This is a genomic window from Amycolatopsis mongoliensis (assembly GCF_030285665.1).
GTDB classification, from domain to species: Bacteria; Actinomycetota; Actinomycetes; order Mycobacteriales; family Pseudonocardiaceae; genus Amycolatopsis; species Amycolatopsis mongoliensis.
The window spans coordinates 3271210-3297252 of record NZ_CP127295.1 but is presented as its reverse complement, the minus strand read 5'-3'; the positions used below and the strand labels follow the sequence as shown (position 1 = coordinate 3297252).

Sequence of the window (26043 nt, the reverse complement as noted above, 5' to 3'; positions counted from 1 at the left end):
GTGCGGCCCTCTGCGGGCCTCTCAGAGCGTGCGGATGCGCTCCGCCTCCCTCAGCTGCATCTGCTCGCCCCGGCGTAGCACCTCGACCACCAGCGCCAGCTGCTCCGCCGAGTAGTCCGCCAAGATGGCCCGCCCCGCACGCTCGATCGGCGCGTAGATCTCCTCGAGCAGCTTCGCCGCCTCCGGCGTCAGCTCCACCACCGCCCGGCGGCGATCCTCCGTCGAAGTCCGGCGGGTCAGGTGCCCCGCGTGCGTCAAGCGCTGGATCGCCGTCGTCGTCGCTGCCGGGCTCAGGTGCGCCTGGGTCGACAACTGACCCGCCGTGAGCGTTCCCGCCGCCGCGATCAGGCCGATGATCCGCAGGTCGGTCCGGTTGACCCCGAACGCCGACGCCGCGGCTTCGTCCACCACGTCGTTCGCCGCGCCGGAGGCCGCTGCCGCCCGGGTTGCCTCCGTGACCAGAGATTGCTTCGACACTCGAAGGAGTCTACCGTGACGACAGATACTTCGATACTCGAAAGGATTTGCCGCCGTGGTGCCCCGTCAAGCCCTGCCTCGCTGGCTCCGCCCCGCCAACCGGTTCGTCCGCCTGCTGACGCGGCTGGGCCTGCGCCTCGGCACCATCCACGTCCTGACCGTCCCCGGTCGCCGGTCGGGGGCGCCGCGGCCCACTCCGGTCTCGCCGCTGACCGTCGACGGCCGGCGCTACGTCATCGCCGGCGTTCCCGACGGCGATTGGGCGCGCAACGTCCGGGCCGCCGGCCGGGGCGAGCTCGCCCACGGACGCCGGAAACAAGCCGTGACGCTCGAAGAGGTCACCGATCCCGGCCTCCGCGCGAGCGTCATGCGCGCCTTCCCGCGCGAGGTGCCGCACGGGGTGCCGATGTTCGTCCGGCTGGGCCTGGTCAGGTCGGCCGACCCGGACGAGTTCGCCGCGGCTGCCGAGCAGGTCGCGGTCTTCCGGATCACGGCGAGTTGACCCACTCGTCCGTGCCGTCGGTGAAGTGCTGGTGCTTCCAGACCGGCAGCCGCGCCTTCACCTCGTCGACCAGGTCCGAGCACGCCGAGAACGCCTGGCCGCGGTGCTCCGCCGCCACCGCGCACGCCAGCGCCACGTCGCCGATCGTCAGGTGACCGATGCGGTGGCTCACCGCCACCGCCCGGACGCCGGACCAGCGCGTGGCCAGCTCCGCGACCACGTCCGCGATCACCTGGCTCGCACTCGGGTGGCCCTCGTACGTCAGGTCGCGCACGCCCTTGCCGCCGTCGTGGTCGCGGACCACTCCGGCGAACGTCACCACCGCGCCCGCGGCGTCGTCCTCGACCAGGCGGGCGTGCTCCTCGACCGACAGCACGTCCTCGGTCACCAGCGCCCGGGCGACGCGCACCGAAGGCCCGGCCGCGGCGGGACGCGGGTGGTCGCCCCCGGCCAGCTGGTCGACCGCGTGGTCCAGGACGCCGTCGAGCACGCCCAGGCCGTCCTTCACGCCGCCGCTGGAGCCGGGGAGGTTCACGACCAAGGTCCGCCCCGCAACGCCCGCGACACCGCGCGAGAGCACCGCGGTCGGCACCTTCGGCAGCCCGGCGGCGCGGATCGCGTCCGCGACACCCGGCAGCTCGTGGTCCAGGAGCGCGCGCGTGACGTCCGGGGTGCGATCGGTCGGCGAGATGCCGGTGCCGCCGGTGGTGAGCACCACGGCGACGCCGTCGGCCAGCGCGGCCCGCAGCGCGACGCCGACCGGGTCGCCGTCCTCGACGACGACCGGCGCCGGCACGTCGTAGCCGCGCCCGGCCAGCCAGGCGACGATCACCGGGCCCGTCTTGTCCTCGTAGACGCCCTTCGCGGCGCGGTTGGACGCCACGATCACGCGTGCGGTGCGCTTCACGGCCGCTCCCAGGTTCCGGTCTTGCCGCCGTCCTTGCGGAGCAGGCGGACGTCGTCCAGCGTCGCCGCCGGGTCGACGGCCTTGATCATGTCGTGCAGGGTGAGCCCGGCCACCGCGACCGCGGTCAGCGCTTCCATCTCGACGCCGGTGACGTCGGTGGTCTTCGCCGTCGCGCGGATCCCGACCTCGGCCTCGCCGAGGGTGAACTCGACCTTGACCCCGGACAGCGCGATCTGGTGGCAGAGCGGGATCAGCTCGGGCACGCGCTTGGCGCCCATGATCCCGGCGATGCGGGCGGTGGCGAGGGCGTCGCCCTTGGGGAGGCCGTCGGTGGCCAGCAGCCGGAGCACCTCGGCGGTGGTCCGCACGGTCCCGGCGGCGAGCGCGGTGCGCGCGGTGGCGGTCTTGCCGGAGACGTCGACCATCCGGGCGGCGCCGGTCTCGTCGACGTGGCTGAGTTCACTCACACGCCGAGGCTACTTCCGGCGGCGGCGGAGGGTGTCGCCGCCATCGCGGCGAGGACCGTCGGCGGGCAGCGACCCTGGCGTTGGCCGTCCGCAAGCTCAGAACAAGCGGACCGGAAACGCCGCGAGGGCCGCCGCTGGTGCCTGGTGGGACGGCTCCGCCGCGCATGCCAGGTCACGGGGTGGAAGTTCTCCCGTCGTCAGGAACTTCGTTCCCGCGTTGTTCGCGCAGGTGTTGCCTCCGAAGAAGAACGTCCCGTGGCCGCCCTGGTCGGCCGTCACCATGCGGGCCCGGTCGCCGAACGCGCGGCGCAGCTGGCGGGCGCCCGTCAGCGGGGTTGCCGGGTCGCGGAGGTTCTGCAGCATCAAGATGTCCGATGGGCCGCGGTCGCCGATGCGGACCTGGGGCTCCGCCGGTTCGGACGGCCAGAACGCGCACGGCCAGATGTTGGCCGCCGCCGGCCCGAACATCGGGTGGCGGATGCGGTCGATCGCGACGTTCTTCTGGTACGTCCGGACCGGCTCCGGCCAGGCCGAGTCACCGCACACCACGTAGAGCTGGCTCGACAGCAGGTTGTCCAGGTCCGGGACCGTCCCGCCCGGTGGCTGCGGAACCGGCGCCCCGGTGTCGAGCGCGTGCCACGCCGAAGCCAGGTACGGCAGGGTCGCGTCGCTGTAGAACATCCCGAACGTGAGCTGGCGGAACAGCTTGCCGTCGACGCCTTCCGGGCTCGGCTTCGCGTCCAGCCGCGCGGCCAGGTCGAAGTACTTGGCCGTCACCTCGGCCCGCGTCCTGCCGAGGCCGAACTCCTGGTGCGCGACGGCGAACGCGGCGAAGTCCGGGAAGCGGTCGTCGAAGCCCTGGGCGAACAAGCGCGAGCCGGTGACGTCGAGACCGCCGGGGGCCAGGTTGCTGTCCAGCACGATCCGGTCGCTGCGCTGCGGGAACAGCGTCGTGTACACCGCGCCCAGGTACGTGCCGTACGAAATCCCGTAGTACGACAGCTTCGGCTCGCCCAGCGCCGCGCGGATCCGGTCCATGTCGCGGGCCGTGTTCGCCGTCGTGACGTACGGCAGCATCGCCGCCGTCCGCGACGCGCCGCACTGCCGCGCGACCCCCTGCACGTACTCGGCGTGCGCGGCGACGTCCGCCGGGCCGAGCGCGTACGGCGGGACGTTGCTCCGCAGCTGCGCGGGCGCCAGATCGCACGTCACCGGCGTGCTGTGGCCGACGCCGCGCGGGTCGAACCCGATGACGTCGTAGGTGTCCAGCAAGCTCTGCGGCAGCCCGATCAGCGCCAGCAGCGCCGGCATGTCCAGCCCCGGCCCGCCGGGCCCGCCCGGGTTGGTCAGCAGCACTCCCCGGCGGTGGGCCGGGTTCGCGCTCTTCAGGCGCGACACCGCGACCTGGATCTGCCGCCCGTCCGGTTTCCGGTAGTCCAGCGGGACCTCGAGCGTCGTGCACTCCAGGCCCGGCGCCGTGACGTCCGCCGGGCACGCACCCCACCGCAGCGCACCCGGCGCCGCCTGCGCCACACCCGGCACGACGGACGCCACCACCACGGCCACCGCCGCGACCAGCAAAGTCCTCCGCATTCGGCCTCCCCCCACCGTCTCGGGGTCAAGCCTAGGACGCGGCGGGGCCCCGGTCGTCCGGCAAAAGAACGACTCCGGGGTCCGCCGAACCGACCACTCAGCGCTCGGCGCGCACGGCCTTCCGGACGGCTTCGGCGACCGCGGGCGCCACGGCGCTGTCGAACACGCTCGGCACGATGAACGACGCGTTGAGCATGCCGTTGTCGACGACGTCGGCGATCGCGTCGGCCGCGGCGAGCAGCATGGTGTCGTCGATGTTGTTCGCGTGCGCGTCGAGCAGGCCGCGGAAGACGCCCGGGAAGGCCAGCACGTTGTTGATCTGGTTCGGGAAGTCGCTGCGGCCGGTCGCGACGACGGCGGCGTGCGCCTGCGCCTCCAGCGGGTCGATCTCCGGGTCCGGGTTCGCCAGCGCGAAGACGACGGCGTCCTTGTTCATCGTGGCGACCTGCTCGGCGCCGAACAGGTTGGGCGCCGAGACGCCGATGAACACGTCCGCCCCGGCGAGCGCCTCGTGCAGGGTGCCGCTGACCTGCTGCTTGTTGGTGTGGGACGCGATCCACGCCAGGTTGTCGTCGAGGTTGCCGCGCGCGGAGTGGACGATGCCGTCGATGTCCGCGGCGACGATGTCGCCCGGGTTCTTGCGCAGCAGCAGCCGGATGATCGCCGAGCCGGCCGCGCCGACGCCGCTGACCACGATCTTGCAGTCCTCGATGTTCTTCCCGACCACGCGCAGGGCGTTGCGCAGCGCGGCCACGACGACGATCGCGGTGCCGTGCTGGTCGTCGTGGAACACCGGGATGTCGAGCTGCTCGCGCAGCCGCTTCTCGATCTCGAAGCAGCGCGGCGCGGCGATGTCCTCGAGGTTGATCCCGGCGTACACCGGCGCGATCGCCTTGACGATCTTGATGATCTCCTCGGTGTCCTGGGTGTCCAGGCAGACCGGCCAGGCGTCGACGTCGGCGAACTTCTTGAACAGCGCCGCCTTGCCCTCCATCACCGGCAGCGCGGCGGCCGGGCCGATGTTGCCCAGGCCGAGCACCGCGGACCCGTCGGTGACGACGGCGACGGTGTTGCGCTTGATGGTCAGCCGGCGCGCGTCCTCGGGGTTGTTCGCGATCGCCTGGCAGACGCGGGCGACGCCCGGGGTGTAGGCGCGGGAGAGGTCGTCACGGTTGCGGAGCGCGACCTTGGGGGTGACCTCGATCTTGCCGCCGAGGTGGATCAGGAAGGTCCGGTCGGAGACCTTGCGGACCTTGACGCCGGGCAGCGAGTCGAGCGTCTGGGTGATGTCGTTGGCGTGGTTCTCCGACAGCGCGTTGGCGCTGATGTCGACCACGATCGAGTCGGAGTGGGACTCGACGACGTCGAACGCGGTCAGCACACCGCCGACGCGCCCGACGGCGGTGGTGAGGTCACCGGCCGCGCTGGTCGAGGCCGGGGCCTCGACCCGGACGGTGATCGAGTATCCGGGACCGGGAACCGGCATGACTTACTCCCGCGTGGGAAAGAGGGGCTGGGACGGGAGCGAACCTACTCCCGTGACCGCCCTCACGAGGCCCCGATACCGGTACTGACCAGTAACTATGCGGTCAGCGGTTGATCTCGGTCTCGGGGTGCACGTAGGGCACCGTGTCGAGCGGGAACGTGATGTCGCCGAACGGCGACAGCGCGCCCTGGCGGTCCGAGGACAGCTCGGTCACGGGGTGCTCGCCCGCCTCGCCCGGCCAGGTCGGGTCGATACCCTTGTGCTTCTTCTCGCCCTTGGCCACAACGTCCTCCACAGCCGTGCTCCGTCTCTCGGGAGACAGTCTGCCTGAGCCCGGGCGGACTGTCGCAACCGCCCGGTACCCTGGCCTTCTATGCCCGCGACCTCCTTGGCGGACTGGCTGCGCGCGGAGTCCGACGCCGCTCTCGAAGAGCTGCTCCGCACGCGGCGCGACCTGTCGACGCCACCGCCCTCCGACAGCACGGTGCTGGCCACCCGCGCCGGCACGCCGGGCTCCGTCGCGCGCGCCTGCGAAGACCTCGACACGGTCACCCTGGCCGTGCTCGAAGCGTGCCTGCTGGCCGGCGCGGACCGCGACCCGGTGCCGGTCGAGGACGTCGCGAAGCTGGTCGGCGCCGACATCGCCGGGCCACTGACCCGGCTGCGCGCCCGCGCACTCGCCTGGGGCCCGGACGACGCGCTGCGCGTGCCGCCCTCGGTCCGGGAGGCACTCGGGCCGTTCCCGGCCGGGCTCGGCGCGTCGGCGCCGTCGCTCGCCGGAGAGGACCTCGAGGCCCGGATCGCGGAGCTGCCCGACGACGAGCGCGGCGTGCTCACCGCCCTCGCCGCGGGCCCGCCGATCGGCCGCACCCGCGACGCCGGGCTCGACCTGACGCTCGAGAAGGCCGGGACACCGGTGCAGAAGCTGCTGGCCCGCGGGCTGCTGCTGCGACGCGACGACCAGACCGTCGAGCTGCCGCGCGAACTCGGCATCGCGGTGCGCGGCGGGGTCTTCGCCCCGGGCGCGCTCACCGAGCCCGCGCTGCCGGTCCACCCGCACCAGCCGTCCATTTTGGACGAAGCAGCGGCCGGTGAGGCGATGGAGTTCCTGCGCCACACCGAATCCCTGCTGCGCTCGTGGTCCGCGGCGCCGCCGCCGGTGCTCAAGTCGGGCGGCCTCGGCGTGCGCGAGCTGAAGAAGCTGGCCAAGGACCTCGAGATCGACGAGCCGCAGGCGATCCTGCTGGCCGAGCTCGCCGTGGGCGCGGGGCTCGTCGCGGACAGCGAGACGACCGCGCCCGAGTGGGTGCCGACGACGCTGACCGACTCGTGGCTCGCGTCGCCGACCGCGCAGCGGTGGATGACGCTGGCCCAGGCGTGGCTGGAGCTGCCGCGGCTGCCGGGGATGGCCGGCGGGCGCGACGCCAAGGACAAGCCGATCGCGCCGCTGTCGGAGGAGCTGCGCCGCCCGCTGGCGCCGGTCGCGCGGCGGCGGGTCCTGGCCGCACTGGCCGACCTGCCCCGGGGCGCCGGTGTGAAGAGCGTCGACGAGCTCGTCGCGGTGCTGGCCTGGCGGGCCCCGCGGCGTGGCGGGCGGCTGCGGGACGAGACCGTCCGCTGGACGATGTCCGAGGCGTCGGCGCTGGGGATCGTCGGGCTCGGCGGCGTCACGACGGCGACGCGGGCCCTGCTCGCCGACGACCGCCGGGGCGCGGTCGAGGCGATCCTGGACGCGCTGCCCGCGCCGGTGGACCACGTGCTGCTGCAGGCCGACCTGACGGTCGTCGCGCCCGGGCCCCTGGAGCCGGAGCTGGCGGCAGAAATCTCAGCCGCCGCGGACGTCGAGTCGGCCGGCCACGCGACGGTCTACCGGATCACCGAGGCGTCCGTCCGGCGGGCGCTGGACACCGGCCGGACCGCGGGCGAGCTGCACGCGCTGTTCAAGGCGAAGTCCGCGACGCCGGTCCCGCAGTCGCTGAGCTACCTGGTCGACGACGTCGCCCGGCGCCACGGCCGGCTGCGCGGCGGCGTCGCGGCGTCGTTCCTGCGGTGCGACGACGAGGCGTTGCTGGCGGAGGTGCTGGCCCACCCGGTCGCGGCGGAGCACGACCTGCGGCTGATCGCGCCGACGGTGGTGATCAGCCCGGACCCGCTGCACGAGGTCCTCACGGGCCTGCGCGCGGCGGGGTTCGCCCCGGCGGCGGAGGGCCCGGACGGCCGGGTCGTCGACATCCGGCCGGGTGGACGCCGGCTGCCGGCGAAGGCCAGGGCGGCCCGGCGCAGCCCGGGTGAGCAGGCGGTGCTGACGGCCGACCAGGCGGCGCGGATCGTCTCGAACCTGCGGGCCGGGGACGCCGCGTCCGCCCGGCGCCGGGGGTCCGCGGTCCGGGCGCCGGTCGGCGGTGGGGCGGACACGTCGGCAACGCTGGAGCTGCTGTCCCGGGCCACCTTGGAACGCCGTGAGGTCTGGATCGGGTTCGTCGACTCACGCGGGACCGCCAGCCAGCGGGTGATCCGGCCCGTCCGGGTCGGCGGCGGGATCCTCGAAGGCGACAACAACGAGCGGTACTCGCTGCACCGGATCACCTCGGCCGCGCTGGTCGAGGAGTAGCGCGGCTAGAGCGCCCGCAGTCCGGCCAGGACGCGTTCCATGAAATCGCGGGACGAGCGGTCCCCGAGGATCAGCTCCGTCTGGTGGATCAGCACCAGCCCGATGTCGGCCATGTCGCCGACCAGCACCTTCACCACGCCCAGCGGCAGCCGCAGGTGGGCGGCGATCTCGGCCACCGACCGCGTGTCCAGGCACAGGTCGCAGATCCGGCGGTGCTCGACCGACCGCACGCCGCGGTACCGGCGCCCGTCGTCGGACGTCGAGACCAGCGCCTCCAGCGCCAGGTTGTGGTCGGACCGGGTACGACCGCCGGTCCGCGTGTACGGGCGCACCCGGGAGCCCGCCGAAGCGACCGGCGCCGGGCTCAGGACGCGGGCCGGCTCCCCCACGGCTCCGGCTGCGGGATCCAGCGGGTCTCCGGGTCCGGCGGGGGCGTCCAGCCGGTCCGCGGGTCGATCGGCGGAGCCCACGCAGGCGGGGGCGCCGCCTGGGGTCTGGACACCGGGGGTCTCGGTGCCGGCGGCCGGGGTGCCGGGGGCCGCGGGGGTGCCGGCAGGCGCGGCGGGGCAGGCGGACGCGCGCCGCGCGGGGGCGTCCACGCCGGCTCGAGCGGCGGGGGCTCCGGCTCGTAGGTCTCCCCGTCCTGCCACTCCGGCTCGGCGGGGTCGTAGCCCTCGTCGTAGTCCTCGTCGAAGTCGGCGGAATCGGACGACGGGCCCCACTCGCGGGTGTCCTCGTCCGTGTAGCCCTGCGAATCCGGCTGGGGACGGGCCGGCTTGCGCTTGGGCATGATCGTCGACAGCGTCGACATGTCGAACTTGCTGGGCGAATCGAAACCCTCGCGCTCGGTACCGCGGTGCAGTGCGTCCCAGCCGCTGGAGTCCGGATCGTCGAATCCCGAAATCCTCATCGTGTCCTACCCACGCACGCCGCCCTGGAGCTGGGAGCGCAGCTCGGGGGTGATCTGCTGGCCGACCCGCTCGACGAGCAGCGTCATCTCGTACGCGACCGTGCCGATGTCGCACGTCGGCGCGGCCAGCACCGCCAGCGACGAACCGTCCGAAACGGACATCAGGAACAGGTAGCCGCGCTCCATCTCCACCACGGTCTGGTTGACACCGCCCGCCTCGAAGCAGCGCGCGGCCCCGGCCGTCAGGCTGATCAGCCCGGACGCGACCGCGGACAGCTGCTCGGCGCGCTCTTGGGGCAGCCCTTCCGACGGCGCCAGGAGCAGCCCGTCGGCGGACACCAGAACGGCGTGCGCGGCGCCGGGCACCCGGCGCACGAAGTCCGTGATGAGCCAGCCGAACGAGCCCTGCTGCTGGCCGGAAGCCGTCACTACTGCCCCTCCTTGCTCCTGCGGCACCGCACGCCGCACCCCGGAGTGGCCGGCACGGCCGGTCGACGACGCCACCGTAAAGCGTATTCGCCCCGCCGTCGGTGTCGAGTCGACCACTCGCCGGCCGCTGCGCACCCTACGTGTGCGCTCGGCTGCGCTCCGCGCCGACCCGGTCCGGACGGCGCAGGCGGAACCCACTCCGCGGCCCGCGGTGGCGGGGTGTCCGCGCAGGTCAGCCCGGTCGGCGGCAGGCCGGGCAGGCGACGCTGTCCCCGACGCTACCGAACCGCGGCGACCGCTTCGTCCTCCGGACGGCGGCAGCGCTCCCCGAAGTGGGTGAAGCACGCGGAGTTCACTCCAACGGCCGCATCCGGTTCGGGGCGTCATACCCTCAGCCCGCGCGCAGCGCCGAATCGTGCGCGATCGCGTGCTGGACGACGGAGATCAGCACCTGCTTGGCGGAGTCGCGCTCACGCGCGTCGCACGCCATGATCGGGACGGACGGCGCGATGGTGAGCGCGTGCCGCACGTCCTCGATCTGGTGGTGCAGAAGCCGGTCGAAGCAGTTGATGGCGACGACGTAGGGCAGCTTCCGGTTCTCGAAGAAGTCGATCGACGGGAACGCGTCGGCGAGCCGCCGCGTGTCCACCAGCACGACCGCCCCGATGGCGCCGACCGCGAGGTCGTCCCACATGAACCAGAACCGGTGCTGACCAGGGGTGCCGAAGACGTACAGCACCAGGTCCGAGTCCAGCGAGATGCGCCCGAAGTCCATCGCCACGGTGGTGGTGGTCTTGTTGGGCGTGGCCGAGGTGTCGTCGTGCCCGACGCTCGCCTCGGTCATCATGGCCTCGGTGGTCAGCGGGTCGATCTCGGAGATCGCCCCGACCAACGTTGTCTTCCCCGAACCGAACCCGCCGGCGACCACGATCTTGGCCGACGAGGTCGGACCCGTCACCTGCGGCGCGTTCGCGTCGGAGTCAAATTCTCCGAAGCCCACTGAGCACCCTTTCCATGAACTCGATACTCGGGCGGTCGCCCACGGTTTGACTGCTGGTGTGCACCAGCACCAGGCCGAGACCCGCCACGTCACCAATCAACACCCGCACCACGCCGAGCGGCAGGCGCAGCAGCGCCGCCACCTCGGCCACCGACCGGGTGTCGAGGCACAGGTCGCAGATCGACCGGTGCTCGGGCACCCGGACCCGGTCGAGCATCCGGCCCTGTTCGCTGGTCGAGATCAGCGCCTCGATCGCCAGGTCGAGGGTCGCCTTCGTCCGGCCCCGGGTCCGGAAGTACGGCCGGACCAGGCCCGAGGTCTCCATCTCGGTCGGCGCCGGCTCGTCGACGTACTCCTGGTGGGCCTGCCGCGGCAGCGCCGCGGCCAGCTCGCCGGAGTCCAGCCCCGCCGAGTAGTCGCGATCGTTGCTGTACGCGGCGAAGTCGTGCGCGTCGTACAGCGGCCCGCTCGACCCGCCGAACAGCTCCGCTCCCGGCCCGCCCAGCAGCCGGTCGCGGTACTCGCCGCTCCCGGGCTGGATCGGCCGGATCGGTTCCTGGCCGGCGTTGCTGTCGGTCAGCCAGTTCGGGGGTTCTCGCACCGGGTCGTTGTCGGACGCCTGCACCCGGCGTGACCGCCATTCGCGGTCGACCCGTTCCCGGAACGACTGCCAGTCCTCCCGGCCGTCGTCCGGCTGCTCGGACCACCCGCCGGAGAAGTCGTCACCGAGCCGGCCATCGCCCCTCAAGCGCCCGTCGTCCACGGCTCTCTCCTCGGTTCCCGTGTCCTCAGCGGCGGACTGCCGAGCCCTGCAGCTGGGCCCGCATCTCCGGCGTCAGCTGCTGGCCGACCCGTTCCACCAGCAGGGTCATCTCGTAGACGACCAGGCCGATGTCACTTTCCGGTGAACCGAGCACAGCCAGACAGGAACCGTCGGAAACCGACATGAGGAAGAGGAAGCCGTTGGCCATCTCGACGACGGTCTGCGCGACCGTCCCACCTTCGAACACCTTGGCCGCGCCGCGCGCGAGGCTGGTGAGCCCCGACGCCACCGCGGCCAGCTGGTCCGCCCGGTCCTTCGGCAGGCCACGCGAGGCCGCGAGGAGCAGGCCGTCGGCCGACACCACGACCGCGTGGGCCGCGCCGGGCACCCGGTGCACGAAATCCGTGATCAGCCAAGCGAAGCTGCCGGCATTGTTCGCCTTGGCATGCGCCTGGCCGTTCGGCTGCGCGGAGCCACCCGGCTGCATTGCACCCGCCCGTGTCACTTTCACTCCTCACTGCTGTCTGTGGTGTTGCCACGCCCCGGAACCCTGCTGCTTTCCAGCTGTTCTTCGGCCGGGAGCTCCTTCAATGCATGCCGTCCCGAGGTGTAGCCCCGCTGGAAGCTTGCCATCCGGCTCCGCGCCGCGGACGCCGAGCGGGTGATCGCACCCGTTCCGGGCATGCCCGCGGTGTTGTCCGCGAAGTTGTTCTGCGCCGGTCCGTCGGACGAGGGACTGGATATCGACCCCGGCACCAGGTAGGCGTTCGGGACACGTTTGGGCAGCCCGGCCGTGGTGATCTCCTCGTTCTTGGACTCCAGCAGCGACTGCGCCTTCTGCCAGCCGTCGTCGGAAGCGCTGTGCCAGCCGTCGTCGGGCGGGAGGAGCGGGTGCCGGGTCGCCGCGGTCGGCAGCAGCTCGTCCGCCACCGGCTCGCGGTCCTGGCGCCGGGCGACCGGTTCGGCGACGACGGTCCGCTCCGCCACCTGCTCGTCGGAGCCGGTGAGCGGCGGGAGGTTCGGATCTTCACCCTCGCTCTGCGCCGGCACCGGGTCGGCCGTCGAGTCGTCGCCCTCACTGAACCAGCGTGACAGCACCGACTGGTAGATGGGCAGCCGCCGGGTGGGTACATCGTCCTCGAGCGCCGACGGAGGGGCGACCTCGTCCGCACGCGGCGAGGGTGGTGGCGGCTCCTCCGGCGGGACGTACTTCGGCTCGCGCTTCGGCAGGACCAGCGGCGCGAACTGCGTGTCGCCGGCCCTCGAGCTGGCGCCCTCGCCGTTCGTCGACGGCGTCAGCGGCGCCAGGTCCTCGGCGGTCGGCCAGGCCGGCACGTCGGGCTTCGGCAGCTCGGGCGACAGGAACGGGCCCGCCGCGCGGCCGCCGCTGACCAGGTCGTCCAGGCTGATCGGCTGGTCGAGCGGGACCAGTCCGCCCTGGTTCGCCACCGGCTCGTGCGCCGGCGGGGCCGGGGGCGGCGGTGGCGGAGCCGAAGGCGGGACCGGCGTGTGCGACTGCGTCTGGTCGAAGTCCGAGCGCGCGGCCGGGATCGGGATGCTCGGCATCGACATCGACGTCTCGGACCGGTTCGGTGGCAGCGGGGTCTGCCGCGCCATGCCCGGGCGGAGGTGCGTGAGCAGCTCGGCCGGGACGACGACGCGGGCGATCACGCCACCCTCGATGTCCTCGTTCTCGCGCAGGCGGACCTCGATGCCGTGGCGCTTGGCCAGCCGCGAGACCACGTACAGGCCCATCCGGCGGGTCACCGACACGTCCAGGTCCGGCGGGTCGGCGAGCCGCGCGTTGACCTCGGCCAGCCGCTCGTCGCTCATGCCGACACCGTGGTCGGTGACCTGGATGGCGAGCGCTTTCCGGCGGGTCACCACGGCCCGGACGATGACCTTCGTCTCCGGCTCGGAGAAGTAGGTCGCGTTGTCGAGCAGCTCCGCGAGGACGTGCACGAGGTCGTGGATCGCCAGGCCCTGGACCGCGACGTCGGGCACGATGCCGACCTCGATCCGGGCGTACTGCTCGATCTCCGACACCGCGGCGCCGATGACGTCGGCGGCGGGCACCGGCTTGGGGACGGACTTCGCCAGGCCGGCGCCGGAGAGCACCAGCAGGGACTCACCGTTGCGCCGCAGCCGGGTGGCCAGGTGGTCGAGCTCGAACAGGCTCGCCAAGTGGTCCGGGTCCTGCTCGTCGGCCTCGAGGCGGTCGATGACGCCGAGCTGGCGTTCCACCAGCCGCTGCGACCGCCGGGAGAGGTTCACGAAGATGCCGTTGACGTTCTCGCGCAGGAGGGCCTGCTCGGCGGCCATCTTGACGGCCTGTTCGTGGACGATGTCGAACGACCGCGCGACCTCGCCGATCTCGTCGCGGGAGGTGACGGGCACCGGCTGGACGGCCCTCTTCGAGGCGCCGACCGGGTCCGGGTCGTCGAGGATCGCTTGCACGGTCTCGGGCAGCCGGGTGTAGGCGACGTCCAGCGCGCTCTTCCGCAGCACCCGCAGCGGGCGCAGCATCAGGCGGGCGACGACGAGCATCAGCGCGATCGCGGCGGCCAGCGCCGCGAGCACCACGGCACCGCCGACCCAGGCCGAGTTGACCGCCGCCGTGGCGAGGTCGTCGGCGCGGGTCTTGAGCTGGGCCAGCAGGTTCGACTCGACCGCGTGCAGCTTGTCCGCCGACACGGTGCTGTCCTTGCCGAGCGCCGTGGTGTCGATGCTCGGCGCGTCACCCAGCTGGGCGAAGGAGAACGCCGCGGTCTGGATCCGCCGGCGGTCGTCGACCTCCGGGCCGGAGTAGGTGTCGTTGTAGAGCTGGCGCTGGTCGTCGTCGGCGTTCGCCAGGAAGGCCGAGACCGAGGCGTCCGCGCTGGAGGCCGACGCGCGCGTCTGGTCCAGGAGGTCGCCGGGGAAGTTCCCGCGGAACGCGGCGATCTGCAGCTCGGCGTCCGAGCGGGTGGTGAACTCCTTGGCCTCGCTGATCGCCTGCGTGCTCGTGCCGAGGCGGAGCACGTCCCGGTCGGTGACCGCGGTGGTCACCTCGCGGCCGAGCTCGATCAGGGCGTCCAGGATGCCGGAGTACGCGGTCATGACCGTGATGTCGGGCAGGCCACCCTGGGTGTTGAACGCCGCCCGCAGCGGGCGCAGGGCGTCGAGGCGCTGGATACCGCGGGTGTAGCGGTCCTTGGTCGCGTCGTCGTCGTAGCTGAGGGTCGCCGCCGCGTTGCGCAGGTCGGCGACTTCGCGATCGACCTTGGCGATCTGCGAGTCGAGCCCGGTCTGCAGCAGCGGGTTCGCCGACGCGATCCGCGCGACGGCCAGCGAGCGCTCGTTCTGCAGCTCGTGCACCACTGTGGTGACCTTGACCGCGAACGCGACCTGTTCGGCGGTGTGCTGGAACTCGGTCGCCTGCTGGGCGTCGTCGACCACGCGCAACGTGCCCAGCACGAGCGCGGTCAGCGTGGGGATCAGGAGGATCGCGGCCAGCTTGGACCGCAATCGCCAGTCGCGCATGCCGGAGAACAGCCCGGCCTTCCGGCCCGGAGCATCTCCGGGCGACTGCGCGGGGGTCCCTCCTACCCCCGCGGCGTCTTCGTTCGGCACCGCCGCACCACCATCATCGTTCGTGCTCGTGAAACCCTGGTCAGTCCAGCGCCCGCCAGGGCGCATCGCTTTCTCCTCAGCCACTCGTCAGCACGCTCCCGGCGCTCCGGCTCTCCTGCCGATCGGTAGGAGCCCAGCGCGAGACGGTACCCGTACGGGTGAAAAGATCGTCTTCCACGGGGGTTCCTGAACCCCGTCCGGTCGGACGGAATCGGTTCAGCTCGAGCATCACGGTCCGGTCCCTGCGCTGGTCCTGCATCGGTCTGTTTCTTCGCCTAGCCCACCGGCACGGCGGCTGAGCACGGCCAGGCAGTGGTCTCTGCGGGGGAGAATCTCTCAGGAAAAGCACAGCGCGCCCTGGTACACCGAAGTAGATCGTCTTGATCGGCCATCCAGGCACTCTCTCTCACTACATCGGAGGTTGATACCTCCCCGCAGGTGCAGAGGGTAGCGAACGGCCGGGGAAGATGTAACCCTTCCGACGCTTCGCGCATGATGTTGCACAGCGTTCGCTCAGCCGTCGCACAGCTGGTCATGCCTTATTCCGGAACTGGACCCTACGCTGGGTGAACGACTACGGCGAGTGGAGCAGTGGGTCTAGACCAGAGGCCAGGGGGGTGACTTGCACCACTCTCTCGGGTATCGATCCCACCCGTTGTGAGCGAGCTGTCACGTTCTCTACAGTGGCCCGGGTGACCCGAGAATGAGTTACGCACTCCCACCGGATTCGGTTCACGAACCGTCACTTTCTTCAAGGAGCAGGCCTTGCTTGGAAACGCCATGAGCAGTGGCCGGGTTCGCACTCGCCGCGCCGCGCTCGGGCTCGCCCTCACCGTCGCAGCCGCCACGGCCCTCACCGGCTGCAGTGCGCTCGGCTCGGACGACTCGAACGCCTCGTCGAACGGGGGCGGCCTGGAGAAGTCGAAGATCAAGGTCTCGATCATGCCGACCACGGACCTGGCGCCGTTCTGGCTGGCCCAGGACGGCGGCTACTTCAAGGCCGAGGGTCTCGAGGTCGAGCAGATCATCGCGCCGAGCGGGCAGGCGTCGATGACGAAGGCGATCTCCGGTGAGGCGGACATCGCTCTCTCGACCTACATGCCGTTCTTCGTCGCCAAGAGCAAGGGCGCCGCCGACATCCAGCTCGTCGCCGACGGCACGTCGGTGAACGCGAAGAGCAACGCGATCGTCACGGTGCCGAGCTCGCCCGTGAAGACGGTCAACGACCTGGCGAACAGGCGGATCGCGATCACGGCCTTGAACACCGCGTCCGACATCCTCACCAAGTCGGTGATGAAGGACCACGGCGTCGACTACAGCAAGGTCAACTGGGTGCCGATGCCGCTCCCGAACATGGCGGCGGCGCTCCAGCAGGGCCAGGTCGACGCGGCCTACATGCCGGAACCGCAGCTCTCGCAGGCGGCGAAGATCGCCGGCGCGACGCCGGTCATCGACATCAACACCGGCGCCAGCCAGGACTTCCCCCTGACCGGCTACGGCTCGACGACGAAGTGGGTGCAGTCGAACCCGAAGACCCTCGCGGCCTTCCAGCGCGCGATGAAGAAGGCCACCATCGAGTCGATCAACGACCGCGCGAAGGTCGAGCCGCTGCTGGTGAAGTACGCGAAGATCGACCAGGACACGGCCAAGCTGCTCACCCTGCCGGGCTACGGCTCCACCCTGGACGCCCGGCGCCTCCAGCGGGTGCCCGACCTGCTGCTGCAGATGGGCGTCATCACCAGCAAGGTCGACGCCGCGTCCATGATCGCTCCGCAGGCGACCAGCTGACGTGACGAAACTGCTTCGCGGCCTGGCCGGTCTGCTCGGCTTCCTCGTGCTCTGGGAGGTTGTCGTCCAGGTCGGTCTCGTCAGTAAGACGTTCATCCCACCGCCGAGCGTCGTCCTGGTCACCGTCGGGGACCTGCTGGGCGACGCCGACTTCATCCGCGACGTCATCGCGACCATGCTCGCCTGGCTGATCGCCATCCTCATCGCGATCGTCGTCGGCGTGCTCGCCGGGCTGCTGCTGGGCAGCGTCCCGGTGCTGCGCACCGCCACCGCCGCGATCGTCGAATTCCTCCGCCCGATCCCGGTCACCGCGCTGGTGCCGCTGGTGCTGCTGGTGATCGGCTCCGGTCCCGACGCGAAGATCTCCCTCGCGGTGTACGCCTCGCTGTGGCCCATCATGTTCAACACCATCTACGGCATGGGCGAGATCGACCCGGTGCTGATGGAGACCGCGCGGGCGTGCGGGACCAGCCGGTTCCGCATCCTGTCGTCGGTCGCGCTGCCGCAGACCGCGCCGTTCATCTTCACCGGCATCCGGCTCTCGGCGACCATCGCGCTGATCGCCGTCGTCAGCGTGGAGTTCCTGGCCGGTTCCGAAGTCGGGCTCGGCAACTTCATCCTCGTCGCGAGCACCGGTTCGGTCCGCTTCGACCTGGTCCTGGCCGGTACTGTGGTTGCCGGGGTGCTGGGTTACCTGATCAACGAAGGACTCGAACTGCTGGGCAAGCGGCTGTTCCGCTGGAGCAGCATCGACCGGGAGGCGATCGCGTGAGCACGGCGACTCTTTCCGGCCGGGTGGGCCGCCGGGCTGCCCGCGGTGCCGCCACCGTAGTCCGCAACTGGCTGCTCTTCGCGATCCTCGTGGTGGTCTGGGAGTTCGCCGCCCGGGCCGGCGGCAGCAAGTTCTTCCCGCCGCCGACGGAGATCGCGGTCGCCGCCGCGAAGCTGTGGTTCACCGGGCCCGCGTCGAGCCTGTTCCTCACCGACGCGGTGTTCGACAACGTGTTCCCCAGCCTCGCCCGGATGCTCGGCGGCTGGGCACTGGCCGCCGTCGTCGGTATCACGCTGGGTGTGCTGGTCGGCCGGTCCGAGAAGGCGATGGACTACGTCGGCCCGCTGTTCGCGTTCTTCCGCTCGATCCCGCCGCCCACGCTGATCCCGGTGTTCGCGGTGCTGTTCGGGTTGAGCTCGGGGATGCAGATCGGGGCGATCATCTTCGGCGCGGTGTGGCCGGTGCTGCTCAACACGGTCGACGGGGTCCGCTCGGTCGACCAGGTGAAGGTGGAGACCTCGCGTGCCTTCCGCACGCCGAAGCGGTACTGGCTCACGATGGTGGTGCTGCCCGCGGCGGCACCCAAGATCTTCGCCGGGCTGCGGGTCAGCCTGTCCATCTCGCTGCTGCTGATGGTCGTCTCCGAGCTGGTCGGCGCCTACAACGGCATCGGCCGGTCGCTGATGAACGCCCAGCAGGACTTCGACTTCCCGACCATGTGGTCGTGGCTGGTGCTGCTGGGCATCCTCGGCTACGTCTTCAACACGATCTTCCTGGCCGCGGAGCGGCGGGTGCTGGCCTGGCAGCCGACCCGCCTCGGCCGCGACTGACGCTGGAAAGGCCTCTCCCCATGTCAACCATGCTCGAAGTGTCCGGCCTCAGCCACCGCTACGGCGCGGGCGCCAAGGCGCACACCGCGGTGAACGACCTGTCGTTCACCGTCGAGGCCGGGCAGCTGGCCAGCATCGTCGGCCCGTCGGGCTGCGGGAAGTCGACGCTGCTGCGCTGCGTCGCGGGCCTGACCCCGCCGACCGAGGGCACGGTGAGCCTGCACGGCGACCGCGTCTCGGGCGTGCCGGACGACCTCGCCGTCGTGTTCCAGGACTACAGCCGTTCGCTGTTCCCCTGGCTCTCGGTGCAGAAGAACGTCGAATTCCCCCTGCGCTGGCGGCCGATTTCGAGGGCAGAGCGGCGGAAGCGGGCGGCCGAGGCGCTGGAGCACGTCGGACTGTCCGCAGTGGGCGGGAAGTACCCGTGGCAGCTGTCGGGCGGCATGCAGCAGCGGGTGTCGATCGCCCGCGCACTGGCCAGCCGGCCGTCGCTGCTGCTGATGGACGAGCCGTTCGCGTCGGTCGACGCGCAGACGCGCTTCGAACTCGAGGACCTGACCCGGCGAGTGCAGCGCGAGGAGGGCAGCACGATCCTGGTCGTCACGCACGACATCGACGAGAGCGTCTACCTGTCCGACCGGGTGCTGGTGCTGTCGAAGTCGCCGGCGTCGATCGTGGCGGACCTGCCCGTGGGCCTGCCGGCCGAGCGCGACCAGATCACCACGCGCGAGTCGGCGGAGTTCGTGACGCTGCGCGGCGAAGTGGCGCGGCTGCTGCACGGCGGTACTCCCACCTCGGCACAGTCCTCGGCCGCGGCCACCGCCGCTTCCGACGCCGCGGAGTGGGAGCTGGCCGAGCGGGCCAAGAACGTGACGGGGTCCAAGACCGCGAGCTGACCCGAACACCCGGTGTCCACTGTGGACGACCGTCGGCCGCAGCGGGTGCGGAGGACGGGCGTCCACAGTGGACGTCTCGGCGACGGTGGTGCAGGAGCTCAGTAGAGCGTCTGGTCCGACGGGGCCACCCGGATGTGCACCAGCGTCGGGCGCTTGTCCCCCAGCGCCGCCGTCAAGCCCGGGACCAGGCCCGACGGCTCGGTGATCGTCACGCCCTCGCAGCCCATGCTCGACGCCAGCCGGGCGAAGTCGATGCCGCCCAGCTGGGTGCCCGGGAGCTTCTCGCCGCCGATCGCGTCACCGAGGATGCGGACCGCCGCGTACTCCGTGTTGTCCATGATCAGGATCGTCACCGGGAGATCCTGGCGCGCGGCCGTCCAGAGGCCCTGGATGCCGTACATGCTGGAGCCGTCGCCGACCAAGCCCACGACCTTGCGGTCCGGCCGGGCGAGCGCCGCGCCGACCACCCCCGGGACGCCGTAGCCCAGCGCGCCGCTGGCCATCGTCAGGAAGCCGGTGTCGGTCGCGGTGATCGGCAGGTGGTCGTGCAGGATGCCGCGGTGGCTGGGCGTCTCCTCGACGATGATCGCGTCGTCCGGCAGCAGATCCGCGAGCGTCGAGTAGACGAGTTCACAGGTGAGCCGGTCGCCGCTGGGCTTCGCGGGGCGCCGGCGCGGAGCCGGCGCGGGCCGGGCACTCCGGCCGACCGCGTTCAGGATGGCGCGGACGGCGAGCTTCGGCGTCGCCCGGATACCCGTACCTTCGAACGCACGCGCCAGGACCTGCTCGTCGTCGCTGACGACGAACAACGGCGGCAGCGGAGCTTCCCCACGCCCACGGTCGACGTGGTAGGTGAACGCGGGCGCCCCGAGCACGACGACGAGGTCATGTGCCGCAAGGCGATCCGAGACCGCGCCACGCTCCGGGTCGAGGAACCCTTGGAACAGCGGGTGATCCTCCGGGAACGAGCAGCGGAACGACATCGGCGCGACCCACACACCGGCGTTGAGCCGCTCGGCGAGCGCGACCGTCTCCACGACAGCAGCGTCCTGATCGACAGCTCCCCCCACCACGATCGCCGGGCGCTCGGCCGCCTCGAGCGCGGCGGCGAGTTCGTCGACCGCCTCGGGATCGGGGCCGTAGCCACGGATGCGCGGCCGGGAAATGATCGGCCGCTCGGTGGTGGCGGTCCAGTCATCGGCGGGCACGGACACGAACACTGGGCCCGACGGCGCCTGCGTCGCAACGTGATAAGCCCGGGCCAGCGCCGCCGGGACATCCTCGGCAGTGGCCGGCTCGATCGACCACTTGACGTATGGCTTGGGGAACTCCGGCGCGTCGGTCGCGCCGAGGAACGGGTCGTGCGGCAGAAGCGCCCGGTTCTGCTGCCCGGCCACCACGATCAACGGCGTCCGGTTGCGGTAGGCGGTGAACAGACTGCCCAGCCCGTGCCCGACCCCGCCGGCGGAGTGCAGATTGACCAGCACCGCCTGGCGGGTGGCCTGGGCGTAGGCGTCAGCCATCGCTACGACGGCGGATTCCTGCAGACCGAGGATGTAGTGGAAGTCGTCCGGCCAATCGGTCAGGAACGGGACCTCGGTGGTACCGGGGTTGCCGAACACCGTGGTGAGGCCGAGTTCGCGGAGGAGTTCGCGGGTGGCGTCCAGCACCGTACGCTTGATCATGCCTTCAGACTAATGCTTAGTCATGCGAAGGAAAGCCCCCCAAGCGGCCGCACTGACGACGAGAGTGCCCCCGGAGCGGTCCTTGGTGTCCCGGATCCGCGACACCGGCCCCGGCGCCACCTCGACGCAGTTGGTTTCATCGGTGTAGCTCGACTTGCGCCACTCGGGCATCTCACTCCAGTTCGGCGATCACCCCCTGGATGAGTGCGAGCGAATCCTGCTCGCTCAGAGCCAGGGCCGACATGGCTTCCGCGGCCGCGCGATAGGTGGCCAGGTGATCTCCATCGTAGACGTGGGCACTGCCGCGGATGTGCTCGATGTGTACCACCGACGGCAGCTGGGCGAAGTCGAAGATCACGAAGTGGCCCAGCAGCCCCGGGTGGTAGCCGACGCTCGCCGGGACCACTCGGATCGTGATGTTGCGCGGCTGCGCCGCGCGCGCCAGGAAACGGAACTGCTCGATCATCACCGGGGGTTCACCGAAGCGCTGGTGAAGAGCCGCTTCGCCGAGAAACACAGTGCACTCCAGCGGATCGCGGCCGGTGAGCACCTCCCGCCGCCGCGGGCGGATCGCCAGCTGCTGCTCGACCACCCGGGGCGGCAACCGGTGCGACTCGAGGATCGCCCTGGCGTAACCCGGTGCCTGCAACAGCCCCGGCACCACGACGGGCTCCCAGTCGAACATCGCCGTGGCAGTGCGCTCGTACTCCGCGTAGGTCGCCGAAGCCGGTGAAACGCCGGGCATGGCGCGTTCGAGCCAGTTGGGCTCGCGGGCGTTCCGCGCCAGCTCCAGCAACCGGTCCCGCTCCCGTGGTTCCACCCGCAGCGCCCCGAGCAGCACCCCCACCTGCTCGAGCTTGGGCACCCGCATGCCGCTCTCCCAATGCGACAGATCCTGGGCCACCACCTGCGCCAGGCGCGCCAGCTCGCGCACACCCAGGCCTCGCGCCTCCCTCGCCGTGCGGAGGCCGAAGCCCAGCGCCCGCGACCGCGGTGTCGCTACCAGTGGTGCCATGCACGCATTCTGTCACCGGCCACCGGCGAAAACGGATCGGCGGGGCCGTCGCGAATCCGCGACAGCCCCGCCGAAGAGCACTCAGCCGATCAGGCCGGACAGCCCGCTCCCCTTGAACGAACCCCAGCCCGTCACCTGGTCGTACCCGGTGCCGGCGCTGAAACCCGTCGTCCCGTGCAGGGTGTTGTTGCCCGTCGTCACGTCGTGGAACCCGGTTCCGTACGACGACCCGTTCCCGATCGAGTAGAACTTCGGGTTCAGGTTGCCCAGTCCGCCGCCGTGGACCTGGTTCTGCAGCGTCGCGAACGCCGCCCACAGCGGGGCCGCGCCCGACGTGCCCCACACCGTTTCCCACGAGCCCGCCGTATAGATGTAGTAGCCCGAGCCGCTCGCCGCGTCGGCAGAGACGTCCGGGACCTTGCGGTAGGTCGTGCTCTGCGAGGACTGCCACGACGGCGCCGTGAACACCGTCGAGATGCCGCCGCCGGTCGAGCCGCTGGACGCGCCGTCGTTCCACGCCTTCTCGCTGCTGTAGGCGTTCGAGGACGTCACCGTCAGCTGCGTGCCGCCGACACCCGTCACGTTCGGGCTCGACGCCGGGAAGTCCACGGCCTTCGCCGTCGAACCCGTCTGGCGGTAGCAGTCGGTCGTACCGTCGTCGCCCGCGGCCGCGAAGTACGAGATGCCTTCCGCGGTGCCCGTCGCGATCGCGTTGCTGACGCTCTTCGCCGCGCTCGAGCCTTCCGCGGATTCACAGGCGCCCCAGGAGATCGAGACGACGTTGACCGTGTGGTCCGACGCGATCTTCTGGTACATCGCCAGTTCGCCGGCGCTGGTGTTCGGGGCCTCGTACACGTAGTCGCTCGCCGCGGCCGCCAGCGCGTGCACGACCTCGATGTCGAGCTCGACCTCGATCTGGCCGTCGCCCGGCGCCGAGTCGTAGTTCGCGCCGCTGACCGGAACGGTGGTCACCGAACCCGCCGAAAGGCCGTACGTGCTGTCGTACTGGGTGATGTTGGACTTCTGGTAGCCGTCGAACTCGACGAAGCCGACCTTCACGCCGCTGCCGGTCGCCGAGAGACCGCTGGTGCCGTAAGCGGTCTTGAGCACCGGCGGGGTCACGGCCTTGACGACGTTCGGCTTCGCGACGGCCGAAGTGTGCGTCCGCAGGGCGTGGTTGTCCAGGCCGACGACGTTGCCCACGACGGCCGAGACGTCGGCCGGCACGGTCGGCGCGGCGTCGTTGGCGAAGAAGTCACGGCCGGACACCTGGTCGTGGTAGGTCCCGATCCGGGTGTGGAACGCCGATTCGAGCTGGGCCGCCGAGCCGGTGAACGTGACGGCCTGGCGGTTGCCGGAAACCTCGATCCCGGTGGCGCCCGCTTTCTCGAGGAATGAGACGGCCTTGCCGACGTCGGCCTGCGTCGGGCCGAACTCGGCATTGAACTGCGCCGGGGTCAGAAAGTGGTGGTATTGCGGCGAATCCGGGTTCTGCACGTCGGCGAGGAACTTTTCCAGGGCCTGCTGGTTGTGCAGTTTCAGGGACAGCGCCGCGGTGATCCGCTGCCCGCCCGCGACGTCGCCGGTGCGAGCACTGCTGACGAGCGGGGCGGCACTGTCGGCCAGGGTGACCAGGGTTTCCGTCGCCGCGGCGGCGGGGACGACCACGGCGAGGCCGAGCAACGCCGGCAGCGGCACGGCGGCCGCGACGAGCTTGCGCAAGCGCATGGGGGATTTCCTCTCGGCGGTGGGGACCGGGCCTGCGCTTCAATACTCACCGCAGGTTGCCGAGAAGCATAAGAAACCGCCGTCACGCCGAGGAACCTACTTTTGTCTGCCCTTTCGCGGTTCCCATTTTCATTTTCCGGGCGGTTTACCTTTTCATGGTCATTCGATTAGCGTCCGGAATGCCCGAGATCGTCGACGCGGTCGACGATCTCCCGCGCGTCCGCGTTGCCGGAAAACCGGCGGGCCGCCGCCGACAGCGTGCGCAGCCGCTGCCGCGTGCGCGGCGACCGCAGGGCGATCGCCAGCTCGATCGCCTCCTCGCCGACGGCGGTGGCGACGTCGAGATCACCGTCCAGCGCGTGCACGGTGGCGAGCCAGATCAAGGTCAGCGAGCGGCTGCGCGTCATGCCCCTGCCGTACCCGCCGATCGCATCGGCGAGCGCGGGGATGCCGTCGCGGCCGTGCCGGATGTCGACCATCTGGGCCAGCTCGCCGTGCACCGTCCCGACCATCGCCGCCATGTCGGTGGGCCCGAAGAACGCGGCCCACGGCGACGGCTCGCGCTCCTCGGCCTCCGCGAACTCCTCACGGGCGCGGCGCAGGTAGGTCAGCGCCCCGGTGACGTCGGCCTTCATGGCGTACGCCCACGCCTGGTTGGCCGAAAGGATCGCCTGGGCGAGCTTGGAGTGCGCCAGCAGCGCCGCCTCCCGGCCCTGCGCGAACTCCTCCAGCGCCGCGTCGACGGCGCCGTAGTGCAGGTGCAGCCGTCCGATGCGGTAGCGGACGTTGGCCTGGAGGTCGTCGTTCTCGGCCCGGATGGCGAGCTCCAGCGCCCGCTCGAACGCGGCCAGTGCGGCGGCCGGGCGGTCCTGGTCGAAGTTCGTCCAGCCGGCCAGGTTGTACAGGTCGGCGACGACCGTGCACAGCCTCGCCAGGACACCGGCCTTGGCCACTCCCTCCAGCAGCGCCGCGGCCGCGGGCAGCCGCGACTCGACGGCCGCGCCGCACGCGCCGCCGCCGTAGCGGTAGTCCAGGGACCTGAGTTCCGCGACCACGTCCTCCAGCCGTCGCACGTCGGCGAGGCCCACTCGCACCCCGCGCACCTCGTCTCGCCCGTCACTGCCTGCCATGGCAGCCCTCCGTCCGTAGAGAGCTGCCGACGCGGGGCAGCTCCCGTTCATTCCCCGCCGGGCCAGGCCGGAGCCCGTCCCTTCGCGGGGCTGGCGCCGGGCAGTACCCCGGCGGCGGTCAGCACCACGCCCGTGGCGGTTTCCGCGATCTTGACGGCGGCCAGCAAGCCGGTGAGGGCGAGCGAGCCGCCGAGCCCCAGCTTCGCGAACTCGTCTTCGGAGGTTTCGGTTCCGCGTTGACGCGGTATCGCACCGGTCACGATTCGACCTTCCGGCTCATTCCGGGCGAACTCGGGCGATCTCCGCGGGGAATCAGCCGCCCCCGCGCGACAGAAATCCACCGGATGGTCGCCATCCTGGTTTCCGGATGGCTTCTCGCCGGGCCGACCCCGAACCGAATACGTGCACCCACGACGTCGCCTCCTGCACATTCCAAACAATTGGCGACACCGAGGTCCAGGGTGTCGAAATTCACTGGAGTCGCCGATTGTCACCGTCGACAGAGCCCGACTTCGCCAACAATAACCGGCAGGTGCCACGGATTCAGCCGCCAAGCAGCCCAACCACAGTAACGCACGTGCAGCTGCACAAGCGGTGGTGAACAGTCATTCGCAAGACGCGAATGCAATTTCATTTCACAGATTCACGGAACCGATACTGGTATAACCGGCTGGCGGATAACGCAATTGTCCGCCTGCCCGCTGCGGATTTCCAATCGAGGCACCCACACGCCGTACGGCTTCCGCAGATCCTCAGGATTTGACGAGATCCACCCAGGTGCGCACCGTTTCGGCGTCCACAGAGGACTGCCAGCCATCCGGCCGGACGGCCCCTCCGACGTGGAACCCGCGCACCCCGCCCGCGCGCAAGAGGTGCACCTGCTGCGCGCGCAGGCCGCCACCGACCAGCAGGGACGGGCCGCTCTCACGCTGCGCGAGCCGCTGCAGCACGGAAAGCCCACTGGCTACCCCGTTCGGATGCCCGGCCGCGAGCACGGTGTCACACCCGAGCTCGGCCAGCTGGTCGTACGCGCGCAAGGGATCCCGCGTGCGGTCGATGGCGCGGTGGAACGTCCACGGCAGACCGTCGACCTCCTTGATCAGCGCTTCGCAGGCGTCCAGGTCGATCTCGCTGTCGACGGTGAGGAACCCGAAGACGAACTCGCGCGCGCCCGCGTCGATCAGCCTGGCGGTGTCGGCGCGCAGCCCCTCGAGGTCGCCGACGGCGAAGGATCCGTTGTCACGCAGCATGACCCGCACCGGGAGGTCGGTCGCCGACAGCACGTCACGCAGCGTCTCGACCGACGGCGTCAGGCCGTCCTGCGCCATGTCCGTCACCAGTTCGAGGCGGTCGGCCCCGCCCGCCTGCGCGCCTTCGGCGTCCGCCGCGTCCAGCGCGATCACTTCCAGCAGGGGCGTCTTCGAGCTCATGCCTCATCCGTT

Annotated in this window: 26 protein-coding genes; 6 read left to right on the top strand and 20 right to left on the bottom strand. The window is 71.2% G+C overall.

The window, feature by feature from the left end; all coding sequences use genetic code 11:
- Positions 1 to 21 precede the first annotated feature (21 nt).
- Entirely contained in the window at positions 22 to 477 is a 456-nt protein-coding gene (locus QRX60_RS16105; RefSeq protein ID WP_286001585.1) for a MarR family transcriptional regulator, read from the bottom strand.
- A 55-nt stretch (positions 478 to 532) separates the two neighbouring features.
- Between QRX60_RS16105 and QRX60_RS16100 the strand changes: the two genes are divergently transcribed.
- A complete protein-coding gene (locus QRX60_RS16100) occupies positions 533 to 979 on the top strand; it encodes a nitroreductase/quinone reductase family protein (RefSeq protein WP_286001584.1) in 447 nt (148 codons plus the stop codon).
- Here the strand turns inward: QRX60_RS16100 and QRX60_RS16095 are convergent.
- From QRX60_RS16095 to QRX60_RS16075, 5 genes are all read right to left on the bottom strand, one after another.
- A complete protein-coding gene (locus QRX60_RS16095) occupies positions 966 to 1886 on the bottom strand; it encodes a molybdenum cofactor biosynthesis protein MoaE (protein WP_286001583.1) in 921 nt (306 codons plus the stop codon). The two genes, QRX60_RS16100 and QRX60_RS16095, sit on opposite strands and share 14 nt — an antisense overlap.
- Entirely contained in the window at positions 1883 to 2353 is a 471-nt protein-coding gene (gene moaC, locus QRX60_RS16090; protein ID WP_285476874.1) for a cyclic pyranopterin monophosphate synthase MoaC, read from the bottom strand. The genes QRX60_RS16095 and moaC overlap by 4 nt, the downstream gene beginning before the upstream one ends.
- A 96-nt stretch (positions 2354 to 2449) precedes the next feature.
- On the bottom strand, positions 2450 to 3946 hold the full coding sequence (locus QRX60_RS16085) for an alpha/beta hydrolase (protein WP_286001582.1): 1497 nt from the start codon (positions 3944 to 3946) through the stop codon (positions 2450 to 2452).
- 97 nt (positions 3947 to 4043) lie between these two features.
- A complete protein-coding gene (locus tag QRX60_RS16080) occupies positions 4044 to 5432 on the bottom strand; it encodes an NAD-dependent malic enzyme (protein ID WP_286001581.1) in 1389 nt (462 codons plus the stop codon).
- Between the two features lie 103 nt (positions 5433 to 5535).
- Positions 5536 to 5715 (bottom strand): hypothetical protein, encoded by a 180-nt coding sequence (locus QRX60_RS16075; RefSeq protein WP_286003605.1) that lies wholly within the window; start codon positions 5713 to 5715, stop codon positions 5536 to 5538.
- A 90-nt stretch (positions 5716 to 5805) separates the two neighbouring features.
- On the opposite strand from QRX60_RS16075, the gene QRX60_RS16070 reads away from it, so the two are divergent.
- Positions 5806 to 8043: a helicase-associated domain-containing protein gene (locus QRX60_RS16070; protein WP_286001580.1), complete on the top strand. Its 2238-nt coding sequence runs from the start codon at positions 5806 to 5808 to the stop codon at positions 8041 to 8043.
- 5 nt (positions 8044 to 8048) lie between these two features.
- On the opposite strand, the gene QRX60_RS16065 is transcribed toward QRX60_RS16070, so the two are convergent.
- The 7 genes from QRX60_RS16065 to QRX60_RS16035 form a co-directional block, all read right to left on the bottom strand.
- Positions 8049 to 8432, bottom strand: a complete 384-nt coding sequence (locus QRX60_RS16065) for a DUF742 domain-containing protein (protein ID WP_408630232.1) — start codon at positions 8430 to 8432, stop codon at positions 8049 to 8051.
- Positions 8408 to 8953 carry a hypothetical protein gene (locus QRX60_RS16060; RefSeq protein WP_286001579.1) on the bottom strand — a complete coding sequence of 182 codons (546 nt, stop codon included), beginning with the start codon at positions 8951 to 8953 and terminating at the stop codon, positions 8408 to 8410. Before QRX60_RS16060 ends, QRX60_RS16065 begins: the two co-directional genes overlap by 25 nt.
- A 6-nt stretch (positions 8954 to 8959) precedes the next feature.
- Entirely contained in the window at positions 8960 to 9382 is a 423-nt protein-coding gene (locus tag QRX60_RS16055; protein ID WP_286001578.1) for a roadblock/LC7 domain-containing protein, read from the bottom strand.
- A 391-nt stretch (positions 9383 to 9773) separates the two neighbouring features.
- Entirely contained in the window at positions 9774 to 10382 is a 609-nt protein-coding gene (locus QRX60_RS16050; RefSeq protein ID WP_086861435.1) for a GTP-binding protein, read from the bottom strand.
- Positions 10363 to 11145, bottom strand: coding sequence for a DUF742 domain-containing protein (locus QRX60_RS16045; RefSeq protein WP_286001577.1), 783 nt, complete (start codon positions 11143 to 11145; stop codon positions 10363 to 10365). Before QRX60_RS16045 ends, QRX60_RS16050 begins: the two co-directional genes overlap by 20 nt.
- Positions 11146 to 11170: 25 nt before the next feature.
- Complete coding sequence (locus tag QRX60_RS16040) at positions 11171 to 11632, bottom strand: roadblock/LC7 domain-containing protein (RefSeq protein ID WP_013230256.1); 462 nt, start codon at positions 11630 to 11632, stop codon at positions 11171 to 11173.
- A 20-nt stretch (positions 11633 to 11652) separates the two neighbouring features.
- Entirely contained in the window at positions 11653 to 14823 is a 3171-nt protein-coding gene (locus tag QRX60_RS16035) for a sensor histidine kinase (protein WP_286001576.1), read from the bottom strand.
- A 714-nt stretch (positions 14824 to 15537) separates the two neighbouring features.
- Here QRX60_RS16035 and QRX60_RS16030 point away from each other — a divergent pair.
- The 4 genes from QRX60_RS16030 to QRX60_RS16015 are packed head-to-tail and all read left to right on the top strand — an operon-like array spanning position 15538 to position 19043.
- Positions 15538 to 16545: an ABC transporter substrate-binding protein gene (locus QRX60_RS16030; RefSeq protein ID WP_286001575.1), complete on the top strand. Its 1008-nt coding sequence runs from the start codon at positions 15538 to 15540 to the stop codon at positions 16543 to 16545.
- 1 nt (position 16546) lies between these two features.
- Positions 16547 to 17317, top strand: a complete 771-nt coding sequence (locus QRX60_RS16025) for an ABC transporter permease (RefSeq protein ID WP_286001574.1) — start codon at positions 16547 to 16549, stop codon at positions 17315 to 17317.
- The gene (locus QRX60_RS16020) at positions 17314 to 18147 is read left to right on the top strand and encodes an ABC transporter permease (protein ID WP_286001573.1); all 834 of its coding nucleotides are present in this window, start codon (positions 17314 to 17316) and stop codon (positions 18145 to 18147) included. The genes QRX60_RS16025 and QRX60_RS16020 overlap by 4 nt, the downstream gene beginning before the upstream one ends.
- Before the next feature lie 20 nt (positions 18148 to 18167).
- Positions 18168 to 19043 (top strand): ABC transporter ATP-binding protein, encoded by an 876-nt coding sequence (locus QRX60_RS16015; RefSeq protein WP_286001572.1) that lies wholly within the window; start codon positions 18168 to 18170, stop codon positions 19041 to 19043.
- 98 nt (positions 19044 to 19141) lie between these two features.
- Here the strand turns inward: QRX60_RS16015 and mdlC are convergent, their stop codons facing one another.
- The 7 genes from mdlC to QRX60_RS15980 form a co-directional block, all read right to left on the bottom strand.
- Positions 19142 to 20728, bottom strand: a complete 1587-nt coding sequence (gene mdlC, locus QRX60_RS16010) for a benzoylformate decarboxylase (RefSeq protein WP_286001571.1) — start codon at positions 20726 to 20728, stop codon at positions 19142 to 19144.
- Positions 20729 to 20737: 9 nt separating this feature from the next.
- The gene (locus QRX60_RS16005) at positions 20738 to 20899 is read right to left on the bottom strand and encodes a DUF397 domain-containing protein (protein ID WP_286001570.1); all 162 of its coding nucleotides are present in this window, start codon (positions 20897 to 20899) and stop codon (positions 20738 to 20740) included.
- Between the two features lies 1 nt (position 20900).
- Positions 20901 to 21743 (bottom strand): helix-turn-helix domain-containing protein, encoded by an 843-nt coding sequence (locus tag QRX60_RS16000; protein WP_286001569.1) that lies wholly within the window; start codon positions 21741 to 21743, stop codon positions 20901 to 20903.
- Positions 21744 to 21824: 81 nt separating this feature from the next.
- Positions 21825 to 23471: a S53 family peptidase gene (locus QRX60_RS15995; protein ID WP_286001568.1), complete on the bottom strand. Its 1647-nt coding sequence runs from the start codon at positions 23469 to 23471 to the stop codon at positions 21825 to 21827.
- A 167-nt stretch (positions 23472 to 23638) separates the two neighbouring features.
- The gene (locus tag QRX60_RS15990; protein ID WP_286001567.1) at positions 23639 to 24601 is read right to left on the bottom strand and encodes a hypothetical protein; all 963 of its coding nucleotides are present in this window, start codon (positions 24599 to 24601) and stop codon (positions 23639 to 23641) included.
- 47 nt (positions 24602 to 24648) lie between these two features.
- Entirely contained in the window at positions 24649 to 24861 is a 213-nt protein-coding gene (locus QRX60_RS15985; protein ID WP_286001566.1) for a hypothetical protein, read from the bottom strand.
- A gap of 492 nt (positions 24862 to 25353) precedes the next feature.
- On the bottom strand, positions 25354 to 26031 hold the full coding sequence (locus tag QRX60_RS15980) for a copper homeostasis protein CutC (RefSeq protein ID WP_286001565.1): 678 nt from the start codon (positions 26029 to 26031) through the stop codon (positions 25354 to 25356).
- Positions 26032 to 26043: the final 12 nt, after the last annotated feature.

Excerpts from the sequence above, each read along its gene's own strand:
- QRX60_RS16070 (WP_286001580.1), top strand. The coding sequence starts at position 5,806 with ATGCCCGCGACCTCCTTGGCGGACTGGCTGCGCGCGGAGTCCGACGCC.
- QRX60_RS15990 (WP_286001567.1), bottom strand. The coding sequence starts at position 24,601 with ATGGCAGGCAGTGACGGGCGAGACGAGGTGCGCGGGGTGCGAGTGGGC.
- QRX60_RS16030 (WP_286001575.1), top strand. The coding sequence starts at position 15,538 with ATGAGCAGTGGCCGGGTTCGCACTCGCCGCGCCGCGCTCGGGCTCGCC.
- QRX60_RS15995 (WP_286001568.1), bottom strand. The coding sequence starts at position 23,471 with ATGCGCTTGCGCAAGCTCGTCGCGGCCGCCGTGCCGCTGCCGGCGTTG.
- QRX60_RS16080 (WP_286001581.1), bottom strand. The coding sequence starts at position 5,432 with ATGCCGGTTCCCGGTCCCGGATACTCGATCACCGTCCGGGTCGAGGCC.
- QRX60_RS16000 (WP_286001569.1), bottom strand. The coding sequence starts at position 21,743 with ATGGCACCACTGGTAGCGACACCGCGGTCGCGGGCGCTGGGCTTCGGC.
- QRX60_RS16060 (WP_286001579.1), bottom strand. The coding sequence starts at position 8,953 with ATGAGGATTTCGGGATTCGACGATCCGGACTCCAGCGGCTGGGACGCA.
- QRX60_RS16005 (WP_286001570.1), bottom strand. The coding sequence starts at position 20,899 with ATGCCCGAGTGGCGCAAGTCGAGCTACACCGATGAAACCAACTGCGTC.
- QRX60_RS16015 (WP_286001572.1), top strand. The coding sequence starts at position 18,168 with ATGTCAACCATGCTCGAAGTGTCCGGCCTCAGCCACCGCTACGGCGCG.
- QRX60_RS16035 (WP_286001576.1), bottom strand. The coding sequence starts at position 14,823 with ATGCGCCCTGGCGGGCGCTGGACTGACCAGGGTTTCACGAGCACGAAC.
- QRX60_RS16085 (WP_286001582.1), bottom strand. The coding sequence starts at position 3,946 with ATGCGGAGGACTTTGCTGGTCGCGGCGGTGGCCGTGGTGGTGGCGTCC.
- QRX60_RS16040 (WP_013230256.1), bottom strand. The coding sequence starts at position 11,632 with ATGCAGCCGGGTGGCTCCGCGCAGCCGAACGGCCAGGCGCATGCCAAG.
- QRX60_RS15980 (WP_286001565.1), bottom strand. The coding sequence starts at position 26,031 with ATGAGCTCGAAGACGCCCCTGCTGGAAGTGATCGCGCTGGACGCGGCG.
- mdlC (WP_286001571.1), bottom strand. The coding sequence starts at position 20,728 with ATGATCAAGCGTACGGTGCTGGACGCCACCCGCGAACTCCTCCGCGAA.